Here is a 19,808-nt window from a genome sequence, read left to right as displayed (position 1 = left end):
CGGGGGGGGGCGCGCGCCGGGGGGGGGGGGGGCCCCCCCCGGCGCCCCCCCCCCGGGGGCGCGGGGGGGGGGGCCCCCCCCCCGGGGGGGGGGCCCGGGGGGGGGCCCCCCCCCCCCCGCGCCGGGACGCCGCCCGTGGGACGGGCGGCCGGTGGTGCGGCGGATCAGCGGTGTGCCGCGCCGCGCCTGCGGTTGAAGACGAGCAGGCCCGCGCCCGCGGCGACGACGGCCGCGGCGATGCCCGCGATCATCGGCGTCGAGCTGGAGCTTCCGGTCTCGGCCAGGTCACCGGAGGCCGGGGAGGTGCTGGCCTGCACGACCGGGGCGTTCGAGGTCGCGGTCGTCTCGGGGGTGGTCGGCGGGGCGGTGGGCGTCTCGGACGCCGGGGTGGTCGGCGGCGCGGTGGGCGGCGGCGTCTCGGGCGTGGTGGGCGGCGGCGTGGTCGGCGGCTTCTCGCACGGCTCGGACGTCTTGTACTCGTCCCTGCCGTACTGCTTGCCGTCGCCCGCCTTCACGACCAGGTGCACCTTGATCGCGGTGCTGTGGTCGGGCAGCGCACCCGTGAAGTCGTAGCTGCCGCCGAACGACTCATTGCTCGCGAGCACGGCGCCGCCGTCCACGGAGACGGTCACCGAGTTGGTGACCCGGGCGTTGTAGGCGGTGAGGTGGACCGAGACCGAGTCGCAGTCCACCGACCAGTTGGGGGTGTGTGCCGATGCGGGCGCGGCCAGTACGGCCGACCCGATGAGCGCCGCCATTCCGGCGCCCGCTATGACACCGGAGCGCCTGCGGCTCTGGCGCGTCATTTGCATGAATCCTCCCTGAATTTCGCTGTGTTCTCCGACTCCCTGGCGACGCCCCCGTCCGCCATAACTACGGGGACCGGGACCCTACACCCGGCGGAATTCCGCCCGGCGACCGCCCCCCACCATTACGGAGGCCGTATCAATTCACCTGCAATTCCAGGGGATTCGATCACCGGGCGCCGGTCCGGGGCCCGCTGGTCGCGGCGCGCGGGGATTGTCGGCCGCGGGCGGTACCGTGCGGGAGACAGCACGGGGCACGTCAGGCGGAAGGAGGCAGGTCGCGTGGCCAAGGCACTGACCCCCGCTCAGCGGAAGGCGGTCGCCAGCTCCGATCCGTCGACCGGCCGGCTCTCGGCGCGCGCCGACGTCTGCGCGGCGCTGGTGGCGGCGGGTCTCGCGGTGCCGCACGGCCGCAGCGGCCACCCCGCCTACTACCTGACCCAGGAGGGTCTGCGGCAGCGCGCCGCGCTGGCGGCGGCCGAAGCGGCACGGCAGGCGGCGCGGGAGGCGGAAGCCGCCGCGGAGCCGCCCGCGGTCCCCGTCGGCACCTTCACGGCCGACGACGGTACGGGGACGGTGACGCCCGGCCGCGGTCCCGCCCGCGCGGCCGAGGTGGCCGCCGCGTGGGAGGGCCTGCTGGGCATCCGCGCGGTGCTGCTCGACGGCGTGACCGACGTGCCCGCGCCGTGGGAGCGCGAACGGCTCGTGCACGCCGTGGCGTTGGCCCTCGAAGCGGCGGGCTGTCCGCCCGCCCCTGACGGTTATACGGTCACGCCTTCCGCGCAGGACGGCGCCGTCGAGGTGTCCTGGCGGGGCGCTGCCGCCCCGGACGAGGCGGCCGGCCACCTCGGCCGGTGCGCGGCGCTGCTCGACGCCCGCGGCTGGCAGTCCACCCGGCACCGCGACCGCGCCGCCCGCCCCTTCCTTCTCACCTCCCCCCGGCGGTCGGCGCCCCGCCGCTGAGGTGCCGCTCAGCCGATGGTGACCACACGCGCCCAGGACGGCGGGGAGTCCGGGACGTACTCGGCGTCGTCCTCGCGCACGGCGCGCGAGGGGCGGGGGAAGAGGCCGACGACGGTACGGCAGGGCGGCTGCTCGGACGGCCACGGTGTCTGACCGTCCGTCAGGGCGACGACGACGTCCGGGCGGGGCCGGGAGCGCAGGGCGCGGGCGAAGCCGGAGCGCAGATCCGTACCGCCGCCGCCGATCAGCTCGATGCCCTCGGCGCGGCAGATCGGTACGGCCACACCGGCCGCGACATCGCAGGAGATCACGGAGACCAGGTCGCGCCGCCCGCCCACCGCCCGCGAGATCGCGGCCACCTCCAGCAGCGCGGCGCCCAGTTCGGCGTCGCTCACGGAGCCGGACGTGTCGATGACGACGCAGACCCGCGGCGGTGTACGGCGCAGGCTCGGCAGCAGCACTCCGGGGACGGCGGCCGAGCGCCGTGAGGGACGCCGGTAGCTGTGGTTCTCGCCCGCGCCCGGCGCGCCCGCCGCCGAGCGGACCGCGGCGCCGAGCAACTGCCGCCACGGCTGCGGGGGATGGAACGCCTCCTCGGCCCATCTGCGCCAGCCCTCGGGCGCCTCCCCCGGCCGCCCCTTGATCCCCTCGGCGACCCGGAAGCGGACCGCGTCCCGCTGCTGCCTGCTCAGGGCGTGCGCCCCGTCCGGTCCCAGCTCCCACGACCTGGCCTGCCCGTCGGCGCCGCTGCCGCAGTCCAGCCAGGCCAGGTCCCCGACGAGCCCGGACATCGACGCCGTCCGCAGATACTCCTCCATCAGCAGGCCGTCGGGCAGCCGCAGCAGCGACGGCAGCACGGCCCCGGCGGGCCGGGGCAGACCGTCCCCGTAGATGTCGTCGTTGATCTCGAAGTCGGCGGCGATGTTGCGCCGCAGCCTCTCCCGACCCTCGGACGGGGGCGTTCCCGCCCCCTCCCGCCCGCCCGGACCGGGCTCTTCGTGCTCCCTGGCGTACCGCTCGCCCCGCGCGTGGTGGTCCCTGAGCAGGTGGGAGACCTCGTGCACCCAGACGCCGGCCAGTTCCTCCGTCGGGGTGCGCGCGACGAAACCGGGCGAGACGTAGCAGCGCCAGTACGCGTCGACCGCCATCGTCGGCACCGACCGGTCCTCCACCACGTGCAGGGCGAAGAGGGCGCTGGCGAGGTAGGGGCGGACCGTGACCGCGTGGAGCCGGGCCGCCATCAACTTCTCGGTGTCGAGGGGCAGTCCGGGGGCGTACGGCTGGTCGGCGGGGCGCTGCCGCCTCGGCGCGAGAGGCCGTACCGGGCGCGGCGGCGCGGGCGGGGGCATCGGGCGCGGTCGCGCGGTGACCGGCCGTTTCCCGGTGACCGCCACCGGCTCCTTCGCGGTGACCGCCACAGGCTCCTTCGCGGTGACCGCCACAGGCTCCTTGGCGGTGTCCGTCATCCGACGCTTCGCCGTGTCCTTCATCGGCCCGTCCTCTTCGTCCGGGCGGCCTCGGCGTCCGCGACCCGCGCCACCGACTGGTCGGCGCGGCGGGCGAGGCCGATGACCGAGACCAGCCGCTCCACCGCGGCGGGCACCTCCCAGTCGTCGCGCCGCAGTCCGGCCAGCGCGGTGGCCGGGGCGACCAGCAGGTCGGGGGCGCCGGACTCCAGCGCCCTGACCAGCACCGCCCAGCCCGCCTCCCACCGCGCCCGCTCCGGCCGCGCGCCGACCGCGGCCACCACGGCCTCCAGCGCCGCCTGCCGCAGGTCGCCGCGCTCGGGCAGTTCCGCGGTCGGCGGGTCGGCCATCAGCGCCTCGGGGTCGGGCAGGTCCATCCGGTCCAGGTGGGCGAGGAGTTCAAGTCCCGGCCCGTCCCCCACCGCGCCCCGCACCAGCAGGGCCAGCACCTCGCGGGACGCGGAGGCCGCCGTACCGAACGCCAGCAAGGTCAGCGCGGCCTCCCAGCTCCGGGGCGAGGGCCACGCGCCGCCGCGCCGCGTCTCCGTGCTCGGCAGCCGGTGGATCAGCGTCGGCCTGGCTTCGAGGAAGCCGCAGACGGCGCGCCGCGCGAGGGCCACGGCCTCGGGCAGCGACTCCGGTACGAGCCTCGGCAGTTCCGGGCGCGGCCAGACGCCGCCGAGGCCGCGTACCACCACCTCACGGTCGTGCACCCAGAACAGATGGACGAAGCGGTTGGCCAGCGGCGGGCTCAGCTCCCATCCGTCGGCCGCGGACGCGCGCGGGTTGGCGGCGGCCACGATCCGTACGCCGGGCGGCAGTTGCAGGGCGCCGACCCGGCGCTCCAGCACGACCCGGAGCAGCGCCGCCTGAACGGCCGGTGTGGCCGTGGACAGTTCGTCGAGGAAGAGCAGTCCGCGCCCGGCGCGGACCAGTTCCACGGCCCACTGGGGCGGCGCCATCGGCACACCGCGCACCGCGGGGTCGTCGCCCAGGACGGGCAGCCCGGAGAAGTCGGTCGGCTCGTGGACGCTGGCGATCACGGTCGTCAGCGGCAGGTCGAGGGAGGCGGCGAGCTGGGTCAGCGCCGCGGTCTTCCCGATGCCGGGCTCCCCCCACAGCAGTACGGGCAGGTCGGCCGCGACGGCCAGGGCGAGCGCTTCGAGCTGTTCGTCGGGGCGCGGTTCCGTGGTGCTGGTCCGAAGGAGCGTCAGAAGGTCGTCAGCGACGGCGAGTTGGGGGTCGCTCACGGGGGCGGAGGCAGAGGTCAAGGCGGTCGTGGGAGCGGTCGTGAAGGCGGTCGTGGGCAGGAGGGTGCTGGACGTCATGGGCATCACCTGGGGTTGGTCAGGGGAACGGGACGGCCCGCTCCGAAGGGTTTGTGCGGCAGGGCGGCGCTCAACGCGCCGTGCAAAAAAGGGACCTGACGGTTGATCAGACGACGGAGGGGTCAGCGGGCCGTTCCGGTGCGGGGCCTGGCCCGGCTGCTGCGCTTGGCGCGAATGTGCCGCGGCGTATGGCGGACGAGGCGCGGACGGCGCTGCGCCGAGGCGGGGTGTTCCGCGACGAGTCCCGCGCGGAAGACGCCGTGGTCGACGCGGCGGACGGCGGCCCGCTCCAACTCCTCGCGGAGCGGCCCGTCGCGGAGTACCGCGCGCGGCCCGAGCAGTCCTTCGACGACGGCCAGCGCCCCGGCCATGTCGCCGTGGCGCAGCCGTTCCCGTACCGCGGGCAGTGCCTCGGGGTCGCGGTGCACGGCGTCGATCGCCCGCAGGCAGGGCAGCGCCGGTCCGCCGAGGGCCACCAGCAGGTCCTCGCGGCGCAGTTCGGCCGGGTCGTGGTCGACCGCCGTCAGCACCCCGTCCCGCAGCGCGATCCGGTGGATCTCGCCGCGGCACTCCACCCGGTGCGGATCACCGGGCTCGGGGCCGTGGCCTGCGGCCGGGGCGGTGTCGTACGAGGCCAGCGCCGCGGCGACCAGCGGGTGCAGCCGGTCGGCCGTGATCAGCCCGGCCCGTAGCAGTTCCAGGTCCGGCAGGACGCGGGCCGCCGCTTCCGGCAGTACGGGCAGCGCCGCGATGTCGTGCGGTCGCAGCGGTTCGCGCAGCGGCCGGCAGGTCGGGGCATGGCTGTCGTCGGGGGCGACGAGTTCGAACGCGGCGCGGTCGCGCGCGCCCAGGCGTACGGCGAAGGCGCCGCGCGGGCGGCCTTCGGCCCGCAGCAGCAGTTCGGCCTCCGCGGCCCACCGCCCCGACGCCCACGGACCCTCGTCCGCGCCGCAGCGCCGCGCCAGTTCGCCGCTCCGCCCGGCGTCCCAGAGATGCCGGTGCAGGTCGAGCCGGAAGCGCCGCTCGGGATACGGGTGCGGGTGGATTCCGGCGGCGCCGTGCCCCGGCTCCTGCCGCAGCGCCAGCGCCATCCGCTGCCCCGCGTCGGCTCTGGCCGGCGGTGTCCGTACGACCAGGTCGACCGGCGGACCGGCCGAAGCGCCGTACCGCGCGAGGAGGATGGTCACACCGGGCCGCAAGCGGCCGTCCGGCGCGATCCTCGGCATGTGCCAGCGCAGCAGATCGGGTGCCAACCGGCGCAGATCCGCCCGGAGTCGGGCGGCCAGTTCGGTGCCGTGCCGCGTGCGCACGGCTCGCAGATCGAGATCCGCGTCGACCCGGGCCGCGGCGCACGCCCCGGCCCAGTCGCCGACGGCGCGCCGCGCGGTGGCGGTCTCGATCATGGACGGTGGCACGGCGTACTCGCGTACGCGGCGCCACATCAACACATGGGCGGGAATCTCGTCCGTGAGGTGAGGTGCCATCAGCACTCACCCTGGTCGAACGATTCCCCCATTTCATACGAGAAGGAGTTCGTCATCGCGCCCATCATAGGCACAGCCGCCGCCCGGACTCCATCAACGGGTGAGCCTCCGTCAGACGGCCGGGGAGCCGGCGGCTCCGACGGACGGAGAGCGGACGGCGAGCGCACGGCGAGCAGACGGCTCCGGCGGACGGAGAGCCGGTGACGCCGGCCGCCGGGCGTGACGGCCTCGGATGTGTGGAGCATCGGGAATTATCGGATTTTGGAGCCGTCTATGACGGTCAGGTGTCGTGAATATTGCGAGGAGCCATCGCATTTTTGCGCAGACTCATGGACTTACTGCGACCCGCCTCGTAGTCTCTCCACGCCTGGCCGGGTGTTCCCCCCTAGTTCCCCCTAGTTCCACCCCCCTCTCACCCCCCTCGACGCGCAAGGACGTGTGCCTGTGTCGCACTCATTGCAGAGCCATGAGTTGAGTCCTCAAAGAAGCCGCAGAGTCAGACAGCGCGGCGCCGCCGCGGTGCTGTCGTTCGCCGTGGCCGCGGCAGCCGCGCTGACCGCCGTGACCTTGGCGAACGCCCCCGCCGCCCACGCGGCAGGCGTACCCGCCCCTTCACCCGTCGGCATATCGGGCCGCGGCGCGAACGTGCCGTTCAAGGAGCTCGAGGCCGAGTACGCCAACACCAACGGCGCGCTGATCGGCCCCGACCGCTACTACGGCCACCTGCCGTCCGAGGCGTCGGGCCGTCAGGCCGTCACCCTCAGCGCCGCCGGACAGTACGTGGAGTTCACGCTGACGGCGCCCGCGAACGCGATGTCGCTGCGCTACAGCCTCCCGGACACCGCGGACGGCAAGGGCAGGGACGCCACGCTGGACGTGCAGGCCAACGGGACCTCGATCAAGACCCTGCCGGTGACCTCGAAGTACAGTTGGTACTACGGCGGTTACCCGTTCAACAACAACCCGGGCGACACCAACCCGCACCACTTCTACGACGAGTCGCGGACGATGTTCGGGACCACGTACCCGGCCGGCACCAAGATCCGCGTGCAGGTGACGTCCACGGCGCAGTCCCCGACGTTCACCATCGACCTGGCGGACTTCGAGACGGTCGCGGCCCCGATCGCCAAGCCCGCGGGCGCGCTCGACGTGGTGACGGACTTCGGCGCCGACCCGACGGGTGCCACGGACTCCACCGCCAAGTTCCAGGCGGCCGTGGACGCGGGCAAGGCGCAGGGCAAGACCGTATACATCCCGCAGGGCAACTTCACGCTGTACAGCCACGTCATCGTCGACAAGGTCACCCTCGTCGGCGCGGGCCCCTGGTACAGCGTGCTCGGCGGCCGTGACCCGGTGAACCGCTCCAACGCGGCCGGTATCTACGGCAAGTACACCAACCAGGGCGGGCCGAGCACCAACGTCAACCTCAAGGACTTCGCCATCATCGGCGACATCCGCGAGCGCGAGGACAACGACCAGGTCAACGGCCTCGGTGGCGCGATGTCCAACTCCACCGTCGACAACCTGTGGTTGCAGCACGTCAAGTGCGGTGCGTGGATGGACGGTCCGATGGACCACTTCACCATCAAGAACAGCCGCATCCTGGACACGACGGCCGACGGTGTGAACTTCCACATCGGCGTCACCAACTCGACGGTCACCAACACCTTTGTGCGCAACACCGGTGACGACGGTCTGGCGGGCTGGCCGGAGAACGTGCCGAACGTCAACGACAGCTTCGACCACAACACGGTCGTGCTGCCGATCCTGGCGAACAACATCGTCACGTACGGCGGCAAGGACTTCAACATCTCCGACAACGTGATGGCCGACACCATCTCCAACGGCGGCGGCCTGCACATCGCCAACCGCTACCCGGGGGTCAACGCCGGTTCCGGCACCGCGGTCGCGGGCACCATCACGGCGGCGCGCAACACGCTGATCAGAACCGGTAACAGCGACTTCAACTGGCAGTTCGGCGTCGGCGCGATCTGGTTCGACGGCCTCCAGGGCAAGGTCGACGCCAACATCCAGATCACCGACACGGACATCCTCGACAGCTCCTACGAGGCGATCCAGTCGATCGAGAGCGGCGTCACGGGCGTCACGTTCAAGAACGTCAACATCGACGGCGCGGGCACCTACGCGATCCAGGCGCAGGCACCGGCCGACATGACGTTCATCAACGTCAAGGCGAAGAACATCGCCCAGTCCGCCACCCCGATCCACAACTGCGTCGGCACCGGCCTGAACATCATCGACGGCGGCGGCAACTCCGGTATCACCGGGCAGACCTGCACCGGCACCTGGCCGACCCCGATCTGGACCAACGGCGGCGTTCCGACCGGCGGTGGCGGCGGTACGACCACGCCTCCCACTACCCCGCCGACCACGCCCCCGACCACGCCGCCCACCACTCCCCCGACGACCCCGCCGACGACTCCGGCCAACGGCAACCTGGCGCAGGGCCGCCCCGCTACCGCCTCGTCCGCGGTGCAGAGCTACTCGGCGGCCAACGCCGTCGACGGCAACGCGTCCTCGTACTGGGAGAGCAACAGCAACGCCTTCCCGCAGACGCTGACCGTCGACCTCGGCGCGGCCAAGTCGATCGGCAAGGTCACGCTCAAGCTTCCGCCGTCGGCGGACTGGGCGACCCGTACCGAGACCCTGTCGGTGCTGGGTTCGACGGACAACAGCTCCTGGAGCACGCTGAAGGCTTCGGGCGGCGTCTCCTTCAACCCGTCGTCGGGCAACACGGCCACGCTGACCTTCAACGCGGCCACCGCGCGGTACGTCCGGCTGAACATCACCGGCAACACCGGCTGGACCGCGGGCCAGATCTCGGAGTTCGAGGTCTACGCGGCCGACGGCACGCCGACCACGCCGCCCACGACTCCCCCGACCACCCCGCCGACGACCCCGCCGACGACGCCTCCCACCACGCCTCCCACGACCCCGCCCGCCAACCCGAACCTGGCGCAGGGCCGTACGGCCACCGACACCGGTCACTCCGACATCTACGTCGCGGCCAACGCGGTGGACGGCAACGTCAACTCCTACTGGGAGAGCGCCAACAGCGCCTTCCCGCAGTCCCTGACGGTCGACCTCGGCTCCGCCAAGACCGTCGGCCGACTGGTGCTGAAGCTGCCGACCAACTGGGGCACCAGGACCGAGACGCTGAGCGTCCTCGGCTCCACCGACAACAACACGTACAGCACGCTCAAGGCGTCCGCGGGCTACACCTTCACCCTGGGTACCGACACCGCGACCGTCACCCTGACCCCGACCACCACCCGCTACCTGCGGCTCACCTTCACCGGTAACACCGGCTGGCCGGCGGGCCAGCTCTCCGAGCTGGAGGCCTACGCCTCCTGATCCGGTGACCGCACCGACTCCCCGCCCCGGCGGCCCCGTAGCTCAGGGCCCCCGGGGCGGGGCATTCGTGCCGGTCGCGGCGGTACGGGCGGGCGATCTAGAGTCGGTCCCATGGAATACCGTCACCTTGGCCGCAGCGGCCTGATCATCAGCGAAATCGCCTACGGAAACTGGCTCACCCACGGCTCCCAGGTGGAGGAGGACGCGGCGACCGCGTGTGTGCGGGCGGCGCTGGACACGGGGATCACGACCTTCGACACCGCGGACACGTACGCGCAGACCCGCGCGGAGTCGGTGCTCGGCCGGGCGCTGAAGGGCGAGCGCCGGGAGGGTCTGGAGATCCTCACCAAGGTCTTCTGGCCGACCGGTCCCGGACGCAACGACCGGGGTCTGTCCCGCAAGCACATCATGGAGTCGATCGACGGCTCGCTGCGACGGCTCCAGACGGACTACGTCGACCTCTACCAGGCGCACCGGTTCGACCGGTTCACGCCGCTGGAGGAGACGATGGAGGCGTTCGCCGACGTCGTGCACTCCGGCAAGGCGCACTACATCGGCGTCTCGGAGTGGACGGCCGACCAGATCCGCCGCGGGCACGCCCTCGCCCGCGAGCTGCGCATCCCGCTGGTCTCCAACCAGCCGCAGTACTCCGCGCTCTGGCGCGTCATCGAGGCCGAAGTGGTGCCCGCCTGCGAGGAGTTGGGCATCGGTCAGATCGTGTTCTCGCCGATCGCGCAGGGCGTGCTGACCGGCAAGTACGTGCCGGGGCAGCAGCCGCCCGCCGGTTCGCGCGCCACCGACGCCAAGGGCGGCGCGAACATGATCGACCGCTGGATGAACGACGAGGTGCTGGGGCGGGTGCAGCAGCTCCACGCGCTGGCCGCCGACGCCGGCCTGACGATGGCTCAGCTCGCGGTCGCCTGGGTGCTCCAGAACCCGAACGTCTCGGCCGCGATCGTCGGCGCGTCCCGCCCCGAGCAGGTCGCGGAGAACGTGAAGGCGGCCGGCGTGACCCTGGACGCGGGTCTGCTGGCGAAGCTGGACGCCGTCCTGGAGCCGGTCGCGGTCACCGACCCCCTGAAGACACCGCAGATCACGCCCGCCGCGCGGCCGTAGCACCCGAGGCACATACCCGCGGAACACGGTCCGATCCATCGCGCCGAGGGGAAGCCCGCCCGGCCGCCGCGTACAGTATGTCTACGTGCCTGTAGACGAAGCTGACGCCCGCGGCCGGGCGGGCCTTTCGCGTACCGAGCGAGAAGGGCCGCTCCCCCGGTGACCGCCCGCGCGCCATGGCGCCGCGTACTGCTCCCGGCCGCCTTCGCCGCCGCCTTCGCGGTGCTCGCCTGGGTGGTGCTGGCCAGGCACGGCACGCCGTACGCGGTGGACACCGGGCCGCACCGCTGGTCGGTGGAGCACCGGCCGCACGGCATGGTGACCGTGGCCCGTACCGTCACCGACCTCGGCACCGGCCCGTTCCCGTATCTCGCCGCCGTGCTGGGCGGCTGGCTGGCGGGCGGCGGCGGTGTGGGGCGCGGCGCGCTGCGGACCTCGCGCGGTGTGCCCATGGCGCTGCTCGCGCTGGCCGTGCTGCTCGCGGGCCAGGCGGTACGCACGCTGCTGGTCATGGCGCTGCACCGGGCCAGGCCGCCCGCGGCGGACTGGGCGACGCACGCCTCCGGCTACTCCTTCCCCTCCGGGCACACCGCGTCCAGCGCGATGGCCGCCGGGCTGCTGGCCTGGGGGCTGCTGCGCTGGCGGCCGGGCCGCACCGGGCGGCTGCTCACCGCGCTGTGCGCGCTCGTCGCGCTGGCCGTCGGCTGCACCCGCGTGTATCTGGGCGTGCACTGGCCGACGGATGTCTTCGGCGGCTGGCTCTTCGCCGGTTGCTGGCTCGGCGCGGCGCTGCCGCCGCTCACGACGTTCGCCGGCCGGAGCGGGCCGGGCGGACCCGGCCCGTCCGATCAGATCGAGACGCCGTGAGCCCGCAGGTAGTGCAGCGGGTCGATGTCGTCGCCGTATTCGGGTCCCGTCCGCATCTCGAAGTGCAGGTGCGGTCCTGTCACGTTGCCGGTCGAGCCCGAACGCGCTATCCGCTGGCCGGAGGTGACCTTCTGTCCGACCTTGACCGAGATCTGTGACAGGTGCGCGTACTGGCTGTAGTCGCCGTCCGCGTGCCGGATGACGATCTGGTAGCCGTAACTGCCGCCCCAGCCCGCCGTCACCACGGTGCCCGCGGCCACCGACTTCACGCTGGTGCCGGTGCCGACCAGGAAGTCCACCCCTGTGTGGTAGCCGCTGGCCCAACTGGAGCCGGAGGCGTGGTACGGCGTGCCGATCGGCGCGCCGCTGACCGGCAGGGTGTACGCGGTGTGGGTCGGGGCCGCGGCGGGCTTCGTCGTACGGTCCAGCGTGCGGGTGCCCGCGGGGGCCGCCGACTTCTTGGGCGTGGCCTTCGGGGCGGCCTTGGGCGTCGGCTTCGGCTGCGCCTTGGGACGGGTCGTGGTGTGCGGCTCGCGCTGCGTCGTGTGCTGCGGGTGCGCCACCGGGGTCCGCAGGTCGAGCCGCTGGCCGGGGAGGATCAGGTCGGGGTCGTCGCCGACCACCGAGCGGTTGTCGGCGTAGAGCCGGGGCCAGCCGCCCGCCACATGGTGGTCGTCGGCGATGCCGGACAGCGTGTCGCCCGACCTCACCGTGTAACGGTCCTTGCCCGGGGCCGACTTGGGCTGCGCGGTCTTCGGCGTGGTCTTCTTCGCGGGCGCCTTGGCCGGGGAACTGGCCTGGGCCTTCGCGGTGCTCTTGGTCTCGCTCCTGACCGGGGCCTTCGCGGGCGTCCTGCGCGCCTGGTCGGACGCGGTCCGCACCTTCGCGGCGGGCACCTCGACCTTGTGGGAGGCGGTGGCGGCGGTACGGGTCAGCCCGGCGCGTACCGAGCAGACCGGCCAGGCGCCGGGGCCCTGGCTGTGCAGCACCTTCTCGGCCACGGCTATCTGCTGGTTCTTCGTGGCGAGGTCGGCACGCGGCGCGTAGGCCGTGCCGCCGAAGGACTTCCAGGTGCTGGAGGCGAACTGGAGCCCGCCGTAGTACCCGTTGCCCGTGTTGATCTGCCAGTTGCCCGAGGACTCGCAGTTGGCGACCTTGTCCCAGGTGCTCTCGGCGGCCGCGTGGGCGCTGCTCAGCCCGATCAGCGGCAGGGCGAGACCGGCGCCGCCCGCGGTGACGGTGAGGGATGCCTGCGATACGCGGCTGGGGCGGTATCGGCGGTGACGTCCGCGTAAGGGCATAGCACGAGTCCTCTCCAGGACCGGCCCGTGGGGCCTGGGCTGCCGTACGCCCGAATTGCCGGGCGGGCCAAAGATAGGGCCCGTACACACTCGGCCACAAGGGGTGACGACAAGTGTTCGGTTTCGGGCGGTTCGGGAATGACGGAGTCCGGTACGCGTTGGAATGAACGTGAGTTCTCCGCTGCGCGACACCCCGTTCTCCGTCCTTGACCGCTCCCGCACGAGGGAGGGCCAGGACGGCGCTCAGGCGTTGCGCGACACCGTGGCGTTCGCGCGCGAGGTCGAAGCGCTCGGCTACCACCGCTTCTGGGTCTCCGAGCACCACAGCGTGCCCGGCGTGGCCGGTTCCGCGCCGACGGTGCTCGCGGCGGCGGTCGCGGCGGCCACCTCGCGGATCAGGGTCGGCACCGGCGGCGTGATGCTGCCCAATCACCAACCTCTGGTCGTGGCCGAGCAGTTCGGGGTCCTGGAGGCGCTGTTCCCGGGCCGGATCGACATGGGTCTGGGGCGGTCGGTGGGCTTCACCGACGGCATCCGCAAGGCGCTGGGCCGCGGCAAGGAGGCGGCGGGCGCGTTCGACGCGCAGATCGACGAACTGCTCGGGTACTTCACCGGCACCCAGCGGGTCCACCCGCAGGTGCACGCCTGGCCCGCCGAGGGGCTGCGTCCGCCGGTGTTCCTGCTGGCCGTCGGCAGCGGCGCGGACCTGGCCGCCGCGCACGGCCTGCCGCTGGTGATCGGCGGTGTGCGCGGCGAGGACGCGATGCTGCGCGCGGTGGACCGCTACCGCGCCGCCTTCCGTCCCTCCGCGTGGTCGGCCGCCCCCTATGTCGTGCTGTCCGGCACCGTCGCGGTCGCCGACAGCGGCGAGCGGGCCCGCAGGCTGCTGGTCCCGGAGGCGTGGTCGACGGCCTGGTCCCGCACCCACGGCGTCTTTCCGGCCCTCGCGCCCTACGAGTCGACGGCCGCGCGCACGATGACGGGTCCGGAGCGCGAACGCTTCGAGGAGGCGATGGCCGGGCATCTGCACGGCACGCCCGAGGACGTCGCGAAGGCGCTGGAGTCGCTGCTGGAGCGCAGCGCGGCCGACGAATTCCTCGTCACGACCAGTACGTACGACCGCGCGGAGCTGCTGGAGTCCTACCGGCTGCTGGCCGCGATCACCTCGGGAGATCCGGCCGCCGCGTGAGAGCGCCGGGTTAGGGTCACCGGGTGAGCGAACAGATCATCGAACCGGTCTCCGGCGACCTCGATGTCCGCTGGCACGCGGGGTGGCCGTCGGCCAAGCACGACCCGGCGCCGGAGATCCAGGTGCACGCGTACGACGAACACACCCTGATCCTGCGGCAGAACATGTCGGTGCACTTCGAGGCGCCCTTCCTCTTCCTGCTCCTCGGCGCCGAGCGCGCCCTGCTGCTGGACACCGGCGCCACCGCCGACGCCCGCCACTTCCCGCTGCGCCGCACCGTGGACGCGGCGATCGAGGCGTGGCTGGCCCTCCAGCCGGGCACCGAGCCGGACGCGTACGAGCTGGTGGTGGCGCACACCCACGGCCACGGCGACCACATCGCGGGCGACGCCCAGTTCGCCGACCGGCCCCGTACCGTCGTGGTCGGTCCGGATCTCGACGCGGTGACCGCCTTCTACGGGCTGCGGGACTGGCCGCGGGGCGCCGCCACGTTCGACCTCGGCGGCCGGGTCCTCGACGTGCTGCCGGGCCCCGGGCACGAGGCCGCCGCCACCGTCTTCCACGACCGGCGCACCGGAATCCTGTTCACCGGCGACACCCTCTACCCCGGTCATCTCTACGTCCGCGACCCGGCCGCCTACACCGCGACCGTGGACCGGCTGCTGGCCTTCTGCGAGCGGCACCCGGTCACCCATCTGCTCGGCTGTCACATCGAGATGACCACCACGCCCGGCGACGACTACCCCCGCGGCACCACCCACCAGCCGGACGAGCCGCCGCTCCAGATGGACGTGGGCCACCTGCGCGCCCTGCGCGCGGCGCTGACCGCGGTCGACGCCCGTCCCGGCGTCCACGGTTTCGCCGACTTCCTCGTCCACATCGAACCCCGCACCGAACCTCTCGACCCGGAGCGCGCATGAGGACCGTCAACGTCGGCGTCATAGGCGTGGGGAACTGCGCCTCCTCCCTGGTCCAGGGCGTGGAGTTCTACGCGTCCGCGGCCGGGGGCGGCGACGGCCCGGAAGCGGGCCCGGCGGGCCTGACCCACCCGGTGTGCGCGGGCTACGCCGTCTCCGACGTGCGGTTCACCGCCGCCTTCGACGTCCACACGGCCAAGACCGGCCGCGACCTGTCCGAGGCGATCTGGGCGCCGCCGAACAACGCGCGGGCCTTCGCGAAGGTGCCGCACCTCGGCGTGGAGGTGACCGAGGGCGCGCTGAGCGACGGCGTCGGGCGCAGCGCCGCCGACCAGGTCGACGCGCGCGGTACGGCCACCGTCGACGACATCGCGCGGCGGCTGCGGGACAGCGGCACGCACGTCCTGGTGAATTTCCTGCCGGTCGGCAGCCAGGCCGCGTCCGAGCTGTACGCGCGGGCCGCGCTGCGCGCCGGGTGCGCCTTCCTCAACTGCATCCCGTCGGTGATCGCCCGCTCCCCGCGGTGGGCGGGCCGGTTCGCCGAGGCGGGGCTGCCGCTGGCCGGTGACGACCTGAAGAGCCAGTTCGGCGCGACGCTCGTGCACCGCGCGCTGGTGGACGTGCTCGCGCGCAACGGCGTACGGCTGCGGAGCACGTACCAACTGCTCGGCGGCGGGAACATGGACTTCCTGAACATGCAGGACGCGGAGCGGATGGCGAGCAAGAAGGCCACCAAGACGCAGGGGATGTACGGGGGTTCGGGCGAGGCGGCGCCGTCGCACGTGGGCGCCGACTTCATCCCGTTCCTCGCCGACCGGAAGGTGGCCTTCATCCGGGTCGAGGCGGAGGGCTTCGGCGGCACACCGCTGGAGATCGACCTGCGGATGGAGGTCGACGACTCGCCGAGCGCCGCGGGGAACGTGCTGGACGCCGTCCGCTATCTGAAGGCCGCGCTCGACCGCGGTCTCGGCGGCGTGGTGGACCCGGTGTCGGCGGCCGTCATGAAGGCCCCGCCCACGCCGCTGGACGAGGCCGCGATCGAGGCGGGGCTCGCGGCGCTGTCCGACGGGTAATCAGCGGGCTTCGGGGACCGGGGATGTGACGGCGCGTCGGATTCGGTCGCCGGCCGGTGAGCGGCCGTCAGCCGGTCGGCCCCCGGGCGTCACGCCGGTGGCGGCGGTGTCTCATCCTTATGGGTCACGTCGCCGCGCCGACCCGGCCACGGCGTTCCTACGGTGACGGCATGAACGTCTTCCGCGCCTCGTCGTGCCGCCACGACCGTCCTCGTAAGACCGCCGCCCCCGCCGTCGCGGCCTCGGTGGCCGCCGCCAGGTGTCTGGCCGTCGGCTGCTGCCTCGCCGCCGCGACCGCGCTGGCCACCGTGTCCGCCGCCGCGACCGCCGCCGCGGCGGCCCTTCCCGCGGACGGCGGGCGCGGCTCGTCGGGCCCCGGCGCCGCGACGGTGGTCGCCGGCGGTCCGCTGCTCGCCGGGCACGGGGTGCTGGTGCAGCCGCACGCCGGGTCGCCGCGGCTGCCGTCCGGGCTGTCCGCGCTGTCGTGGACGGTCTCCGACGCGCGCACCGGCCAGGTGCTGGCCGCCAAGGACCCGCACCGCAGGCTGCCGCCCGCCAGCACCCTGAAGACGCTGTTCGCGGTCACCGTGCTGCCGCGCTTCCCCGGCGACGCCACCCACCGCGTCACCGACTCCGACCTCACGGGGATCGGCGCGGGCAGCAGCCTGGTCGGTATCCAGGCCCGGCAGACGTACACCGTCGCCGACCTGTGGCGCGGTGTCTTCCTCAGCTCGGGCAACGACGCCGTGCACGTCCTGGCGCACATGAACGGCTCGGTGCCGCTGACCGTCAGCCAGATGCAGGCCAAGGCCGAGATGCTCGGCGCGGACGACACCCATGTGGTCTCCCCCGACGGCTACGACATGCCGGGCCAGGTCTCCTCGGCCTACGACCTGGCCGTCATCGCCCGCGCGGGCCTGGCCATGCCGGACTTCGCGACGTACGCCTCCACCCGGTGGGCGCAGTTCCCCGGCGGCTACGACGCGCACGGCAAGTACGTGAAGTCGTTCGGCATCCAGAACACCAACCGGCTGCTCACCGGCGCGGACGGCGTCAAGCGCTACCCCGGCGTGATCGGTGTGAAGAACGGCTACACCACCAACGCGGGCAACACCCTGGTCGCCGCCGCCAAGCGCGGGGACCGCACGCTGATCGCGACCGTGATGAATCCGCAGTCCGGGCTGCCGCAGGCGGTCTACCACGAGGCGGGCGCGCTGCTGGACTGGGGCTTCTCGGCCGCGGGCCGTACCTCGTCGGTCGGCACGCTGAACACGGCGACGACCGCCTACCACGACGATTCCGCGCACGCCTCACAGGAGGCCGAGCGGCCCGCGCGGCAGCCCGCCCAGGAACCCGCGCGGCAGGAGCCGAAGCCCGCCCCCGCGCCGCAGGCGCCCAGCACCGCGGACGCCGCGTCGTCGTCGCCGACCACCTGGTACGTGGGCGGCGCGCTGGCGCTGGGCGCGGCGGGCTCGGTGGTCGTGCTGCGCCGCCGGTCCGCGGCGAAGGCGCGCTGAGCGAAGGGCGCCGACTCGGGCCACGCTGTGGGCCGGAAGCGGTGACGACGCGCTGGCCAGGGGCGTACTCTCAGTTGCCGGGCAGGGGGCACGCACGGTGTCCGCAGCGCCGCGCCGAGAGGGAGCCGTACCCGCATGAGCCGCCGTACTTCCGGTCCCGTATCCACCTGGGCCGAGGTCCAGCGGCAGCGCCAGCGGCAACAAGAGGCCCAGCAGCGCGCCTGGTTGCAGGCGCGGCGGGAGACCGAGCGGCAGCAGCGCGCGGCGGAGCGGGCCGCCTCCCGGCGCAGCCGTGAGCAGCAGGCCGCGTACCGCGCGAGCCGGGAGGCCGACGCGCGGCAGCGGACCGACGACCTGGAGCGCCGGTTCGCCGAGCTCCAGGGCCTGTTGGCGGCCGGCTGCGCGGCGCCCGTCTTCACCCCCGCGGCACTGCTGACGCCCGAGGTGGTCGAGCCGTTCGCCCCCGGACGGCTCGCCGAGCCGATCCCGATGCCCGACCCGAACGCGTACACGCCCCGGCAGGGCGGCGGTTGGGGCGCGGCACGGCACGAGCGCGAGCGGGCCCGCACGCTGTACGAGAACGACCTGCGGGCCGCGCAGGCCACCGAGGCGTTGCGGCAGCGCCAACTCGCCGACTACCAGCGGCAGTACCGGCAGTGGGCCGATCAGCGGCTGGCGGAGATCCGGCGGCAGAACGCCGAGGTCGAGACATCCGTCGCCGCGCTGCGCGACGGGGACCCCGAGGCGGTCGAGGACTATCTGACGGCGGCCCTCTACGCCTCCGCCGCGTGGCCGCACGGCCTGCCCCGGCAGGTCTCGGCGTCCTACGACCGGGCCGACCGGCAGCTCGTGCTCGACTGGGAGCTGCCCGCCTTCTCCGTGGTGCCCGAGGCGTCGCTGGTGCGGTACATGCCGGGCGCCGACCGGGACAAGGAGGTGGCGCGCCCGGTCGCCGAGCGCCGCGCCGCCTACCGGGACGTCCTGGCCCAGTGCCTGCTGCTCGTGCTGCGCGAGCTGTTCGGCGCCGACGCGCACGACGTCCTGGACTCCGTGGTGCTCAACGGCTTCGTGGACGACACCGACCCGGCCACCGGCCACCGTACGAAGACCGTCGTCGCCTCCGCGCTGGTGTCGGACGCCGCCTTCGCGGCGGTCAACCTCGACCGGGTCAACGCGGTCGACTGCTTCACCGAGGCGCTGAACGGCCGGCTCTCCCCCCGCCCGGACAAGCGCGCGGCCGTCGAGCCCATCCGGCTGCCGGGCGAGGCGGGCCGCACGATGGTCTCGCACGGCGGCGAGGAGGAGCCCGACCTGCTGGCCATGGACCCGCTGGAGTTCGAGGAGCTGGTCGCGCGGCTGTTCCGGGCGATGGGGATGAACGCGGTCACGACGGTGCGCTCCGGCGACGGCGGTGTGGACGTGGACGCGCTGGACCCGGACCCGATACGCGGCGGCAAGATCGTGGTGCAGGTCAAGCGCTACCGCAACACGGTCTCGCCGAGCGCCGTACGCGACCTGTTCGGCACGGTGCAGAGCGTCGGCGCCAACAAGGGCGTGCTGATCACCACCTCCGGTTTCGGGCCGACCTCGCACGCCTTCGCCAACGGCAAGCCGCTGACGCTGGTGTCGGGCCCGGACCTGGTGGACCTGCTGCACAGCAACGGGCTCGGCGGCCGTCTGGGCCCCGCCCCCGGCACCGTCGAGCGCACCCCGACGCTGGTCTCGACGGTGCTGCCCGGTATCGACGCCGACGCGGACGCCGACTCCGAGGCGAGCGTGCTCGGCATGTGGTGGGCGGGCGGTGTGCGGCTCGACGTCTGCGCGCTGGTGTGCCGGGGCGGCCGGGTGCTGGACGACGACCACTTCGTCTTCTTCAACAATCCGCGCACGCCCGACGGCAGTGTGCGGATGATGCCCGCGCTCGGCGGGGACAAGGCCGCGATCTGGGTGAGCTTCGACCGGCTGCCCGCCCGCGCGGACCGGGTGGTGCTGGTCGCCGCCGTCGACCCGGACGCCGATCCGGACGCCGACCTGACCGGATTCACCGACGCCCGGATCAGGCTCACCGACCCCAGCGGAGCCGAGGCCGACCGCCTCGAGGTCTCCGACGGCAGGCCCGGCGAGACGGCGCTGGTGCTCGGCTCCTTCCGCAGGAGCGGTACGGGCGCCGACTGGCGCTTCGTGGCGGGCGGCAAGGGCTACGCGGGCTCGGGCGGGCTGGTGGCGCTGGTCGGGGAGCACGGGATCGCGGTCGACTGAGCGGCGGGTTCCCGCCCCGGATACGGGTTCGGGAACATCCGCCGACCCCGCCGTGTTATGGTCTGTGTGCAGCACATGTCTGCGCCCCTTCTTGCGGCGCCGGTGCTCGTTCTGAATGACAGCTCCTCGCGGTGACGCGCCCCAGGC

General features: G+C 73.5%; 14 protein-coding genes and 1 pseudogene. 10 read left to right on the top strand and 5 right to left on the bottom strand.

Annotated elements, in window-relative coordinates:
* Positions 1-164: 164 nt before the first annotated feature.
* On the bottom strand, positions 165-806 hold the full coding sequence (locus ACIQCJ_RS24700) for an LAETG motif-containing sortase-dependent surface protein (protein WP_355347210.1): 642 nt from the start codon (positions 804-806) through the stop codon (positions 165-167).
* Between the two features lie 282 nt (positions 807-1,088).
* Here ACIQCJ_RS24700 and ACIQCJ_RS24695 point away from each other — a divergent pair, with 282 nt between their 5' ends.
* On the top strand, positions 1,089-1,769 hold the full coding sequence (locus ACIQCJ_RS24695; RefSeq protein ID WP_402712541.1) for a hypothetical protein: 681 nt from the start codon (positions 1,089-1,091) through the stop codon (positions 1,767-1,769).
* A gap of 8 nt (positions 1,770-1,777) precedes the next feature.
* Here ACIQCJ_RS24695 and ACIQCJ_RS24690 read toward each other — a convergent pair whose 3' ends face one another.
* From ACIQCJ_RS24690 to ACIQCJ_RS24680, 3 genes are all read right to left on the bottom strand, one after another.
* Complete coding sequence (locus tag ACIQCJ_RS24690; RefSeq protein ID WP_391161367.1) at positions 1,778-3,010, bottom strand: DUF2201 family putative metallopeptidase; 1,233 nt, start codon at positions 3,008-3,010, stop codon at positions 1,778-1,780.
* Positions 3,011-3,255: 245 nt separating this feature from the next.
* Positions 3,256-4,563 (bottom strand): AAA family ATPase, encoded by a 1,308-nt coding sequence (locus ACIQCJ_RS24685; RefSeq protein WP_401855223.1) that lies wholly within the window; start codon positions 4,561-4,563, stop codon positions 3,256-3,258.
* A gap of 122 nt (positions 4,564-4,685) precedes the next feature.
* Positions 4,686-6,047 carry a hypothetical protein gene (locus ACIQCJ_RS24680; RefSeq protein ID WP_402712539.1) on the bottom strand — a complete coding sequence of 454 codons (1,362 nt, stop codon included), beginning with the start codon at positions 6,045-6,047 and terminating at the stop codon, positions 4,686-4,688.
* Positions 6,048-6,518: 471 nt separating this feature from the next.
* Here ACIQCJ_RS24680 and ACIQCJ_RS24675 point away from each other — a divergent pair.
* From ACIQCJ_RS24675 to ACIQCJ_RS24660, 4 genes and pseudogenes are all read left to right on the top strand, one after another.
* Positions 6,519-8,912: pseudogene (locus tag ACIQCJ_RS24675) on the top strand (discoidin domain-containing protein); the annotation flags it as partial.
* Positions 8,886-9,422, top strand: a complete 537-nt coding sequence (locus ACIQCJ_RS24670; protein ID WP_355347225.1) for a discoidin domain-containing protein — start codon at positions 8,886-8,888, stop codon at positions 9,420-9,422. The pseudogene ACIQCJ_RS24675 and the gene ACIQCJ_RS24670, both read left to right, overlap by 27 nt.
* A 111-nt stretch (positions 9,423-9,533) precedes the next feature.
* Positions 9,534-10,538 carry an aldo/keto reductase family protein gene (locus ACIQCJ_RS24665; protein WP_355347198.1) on the top strand — a complete coding sequence of 335 codons (1,005 nt, stop codon included), beginning with the start codon at positions 9,534-9,536 and terminating at the stop codon, positions 10,536-10,538.
* Positions 10,539-10,697: 159 nt separating this feature from the next.
* The gene (locus ACIQCJ_RS24660; protein ID WP_402712537.1) at positions 10,698-11,405 is read left to right on the top strand and encodes a phosphatase PAP2 family protein; all 708 of its coding nucleotides are present in this window, start codon (positions 10,698-10,700) and stop codon (positions 11,403-11,405) included.
* Here the strand turns inward: ACIQCJ_RS24660 and ACIQCJ_RS24655 are convergent.
* Positions 11,387-12,706 carry a transglycosylase family protein gene (locus ACIQCJ_RS24655; RefSeq protein ID WP_402712535.1) on the bottom strand — a complete coding sequence of 440 codons (1,320 nt, stop codon included), beginning with the start codon at positions 12,704-12,706 and terminating at the stop codon, positions 11,387-11,389. The genes ACIQCJ_RS24660 and ACIQCJ_RS24655 overlap by 19 nt on opposite strands.
* A gap of 163 nt (positions 12,707-12,869) precedes the next feature.
* Between ACIQCJ_RS24655 and ACIQCJ_RS24650 the strand changes: the two genes are divergently transcribed.
* The 5 genes from ACIQCJ_RS24650 to ACIQCJ_RS24630 all read left to right on the top strand — a co-directional run bounded on the left by ACIQCJ_RS24650 (position 12,870) and on the right by ACIQCJ_RS24630 (position 19,661).
* The gene (locus tag ACIQCJ_RS24650) at positions 12,870-13,895 is read left to right on the top strand and encodes an MsnO8 family LLM class oxidoreductase (RefSeq protein ID WP_391050664.1); all 1,026 of its coding nucleotides are present in this window, start codon (positions 12,870-12,872) and stop codon (positions 13,893-13,895) included.
* A 23-nt stretch (positions 13,896-13,918) separates the two neighbouring features.
* Complete coding sequence (locus tag ACIQCJ_RS24645) at positions 13,919-14,815, top strand: MBL fold metallo-hydrolase (protein ID WP_401307259.1); 897 nt, start codon at positions 13,919-13,921, stop codon at positions 14,813-14,815.
* The gene (locus ACIQCJ_RS24640; protein ID WP_401855213.1) at positions 14,812-15,885 is read left to right on the top strand and encodes an inositol-3-phosphate synthase; all 1,074 of its coding nucleotides are present in this window, start codon (positions 14,812-14,814) and stop codon (positions 15,883-15,885) included. Before ACIQCJ_RS24645 ends, ACIQCJ_RS24640 begins: the two co-directional genes overlap by 4 nt.
* Before the next feature lie 170 nt (positions 15,886-16,055).
* Positions 16,056-17,402 (top strand): D-alanyl-D-alanine carboxypeptidase family protein, encoded by a 1,347-nt coding sequence (locus ACIQCJ_RS24635; RefSeq protein ID WP_402712534.1) that lies wholly within the window; start codon positions 16,056-16,058, stop codon positions 17,400-17,402.
* Positions 17,403-17,537: 135 nt separating this feature from the next.
* A complete protein-coding gene (locus ACIQCJ_RS24630; protein ID WP_402712532.1) occupies positions 17,538-19,661 on the top strand; it encodes a restriction endonuclease in 2,124 nt (707 codons plus the stop codon).
* Positions 19,662-19,808 lie beyond the last annotated feature (147 nt).

The organism is Streptomyces sp. NPDC093221, from assembly GCF_044753885.1.
Lineage (GTDB): Bacteria > Actinomycetota > Actinomycetes > Streptomycetales > Streptomycetaceae > Actinacidiphila.
Note: the sequence above shows the minus strand (reverse complement) of the source record. Positions and strands in the feature narration are given on the sequence as shown.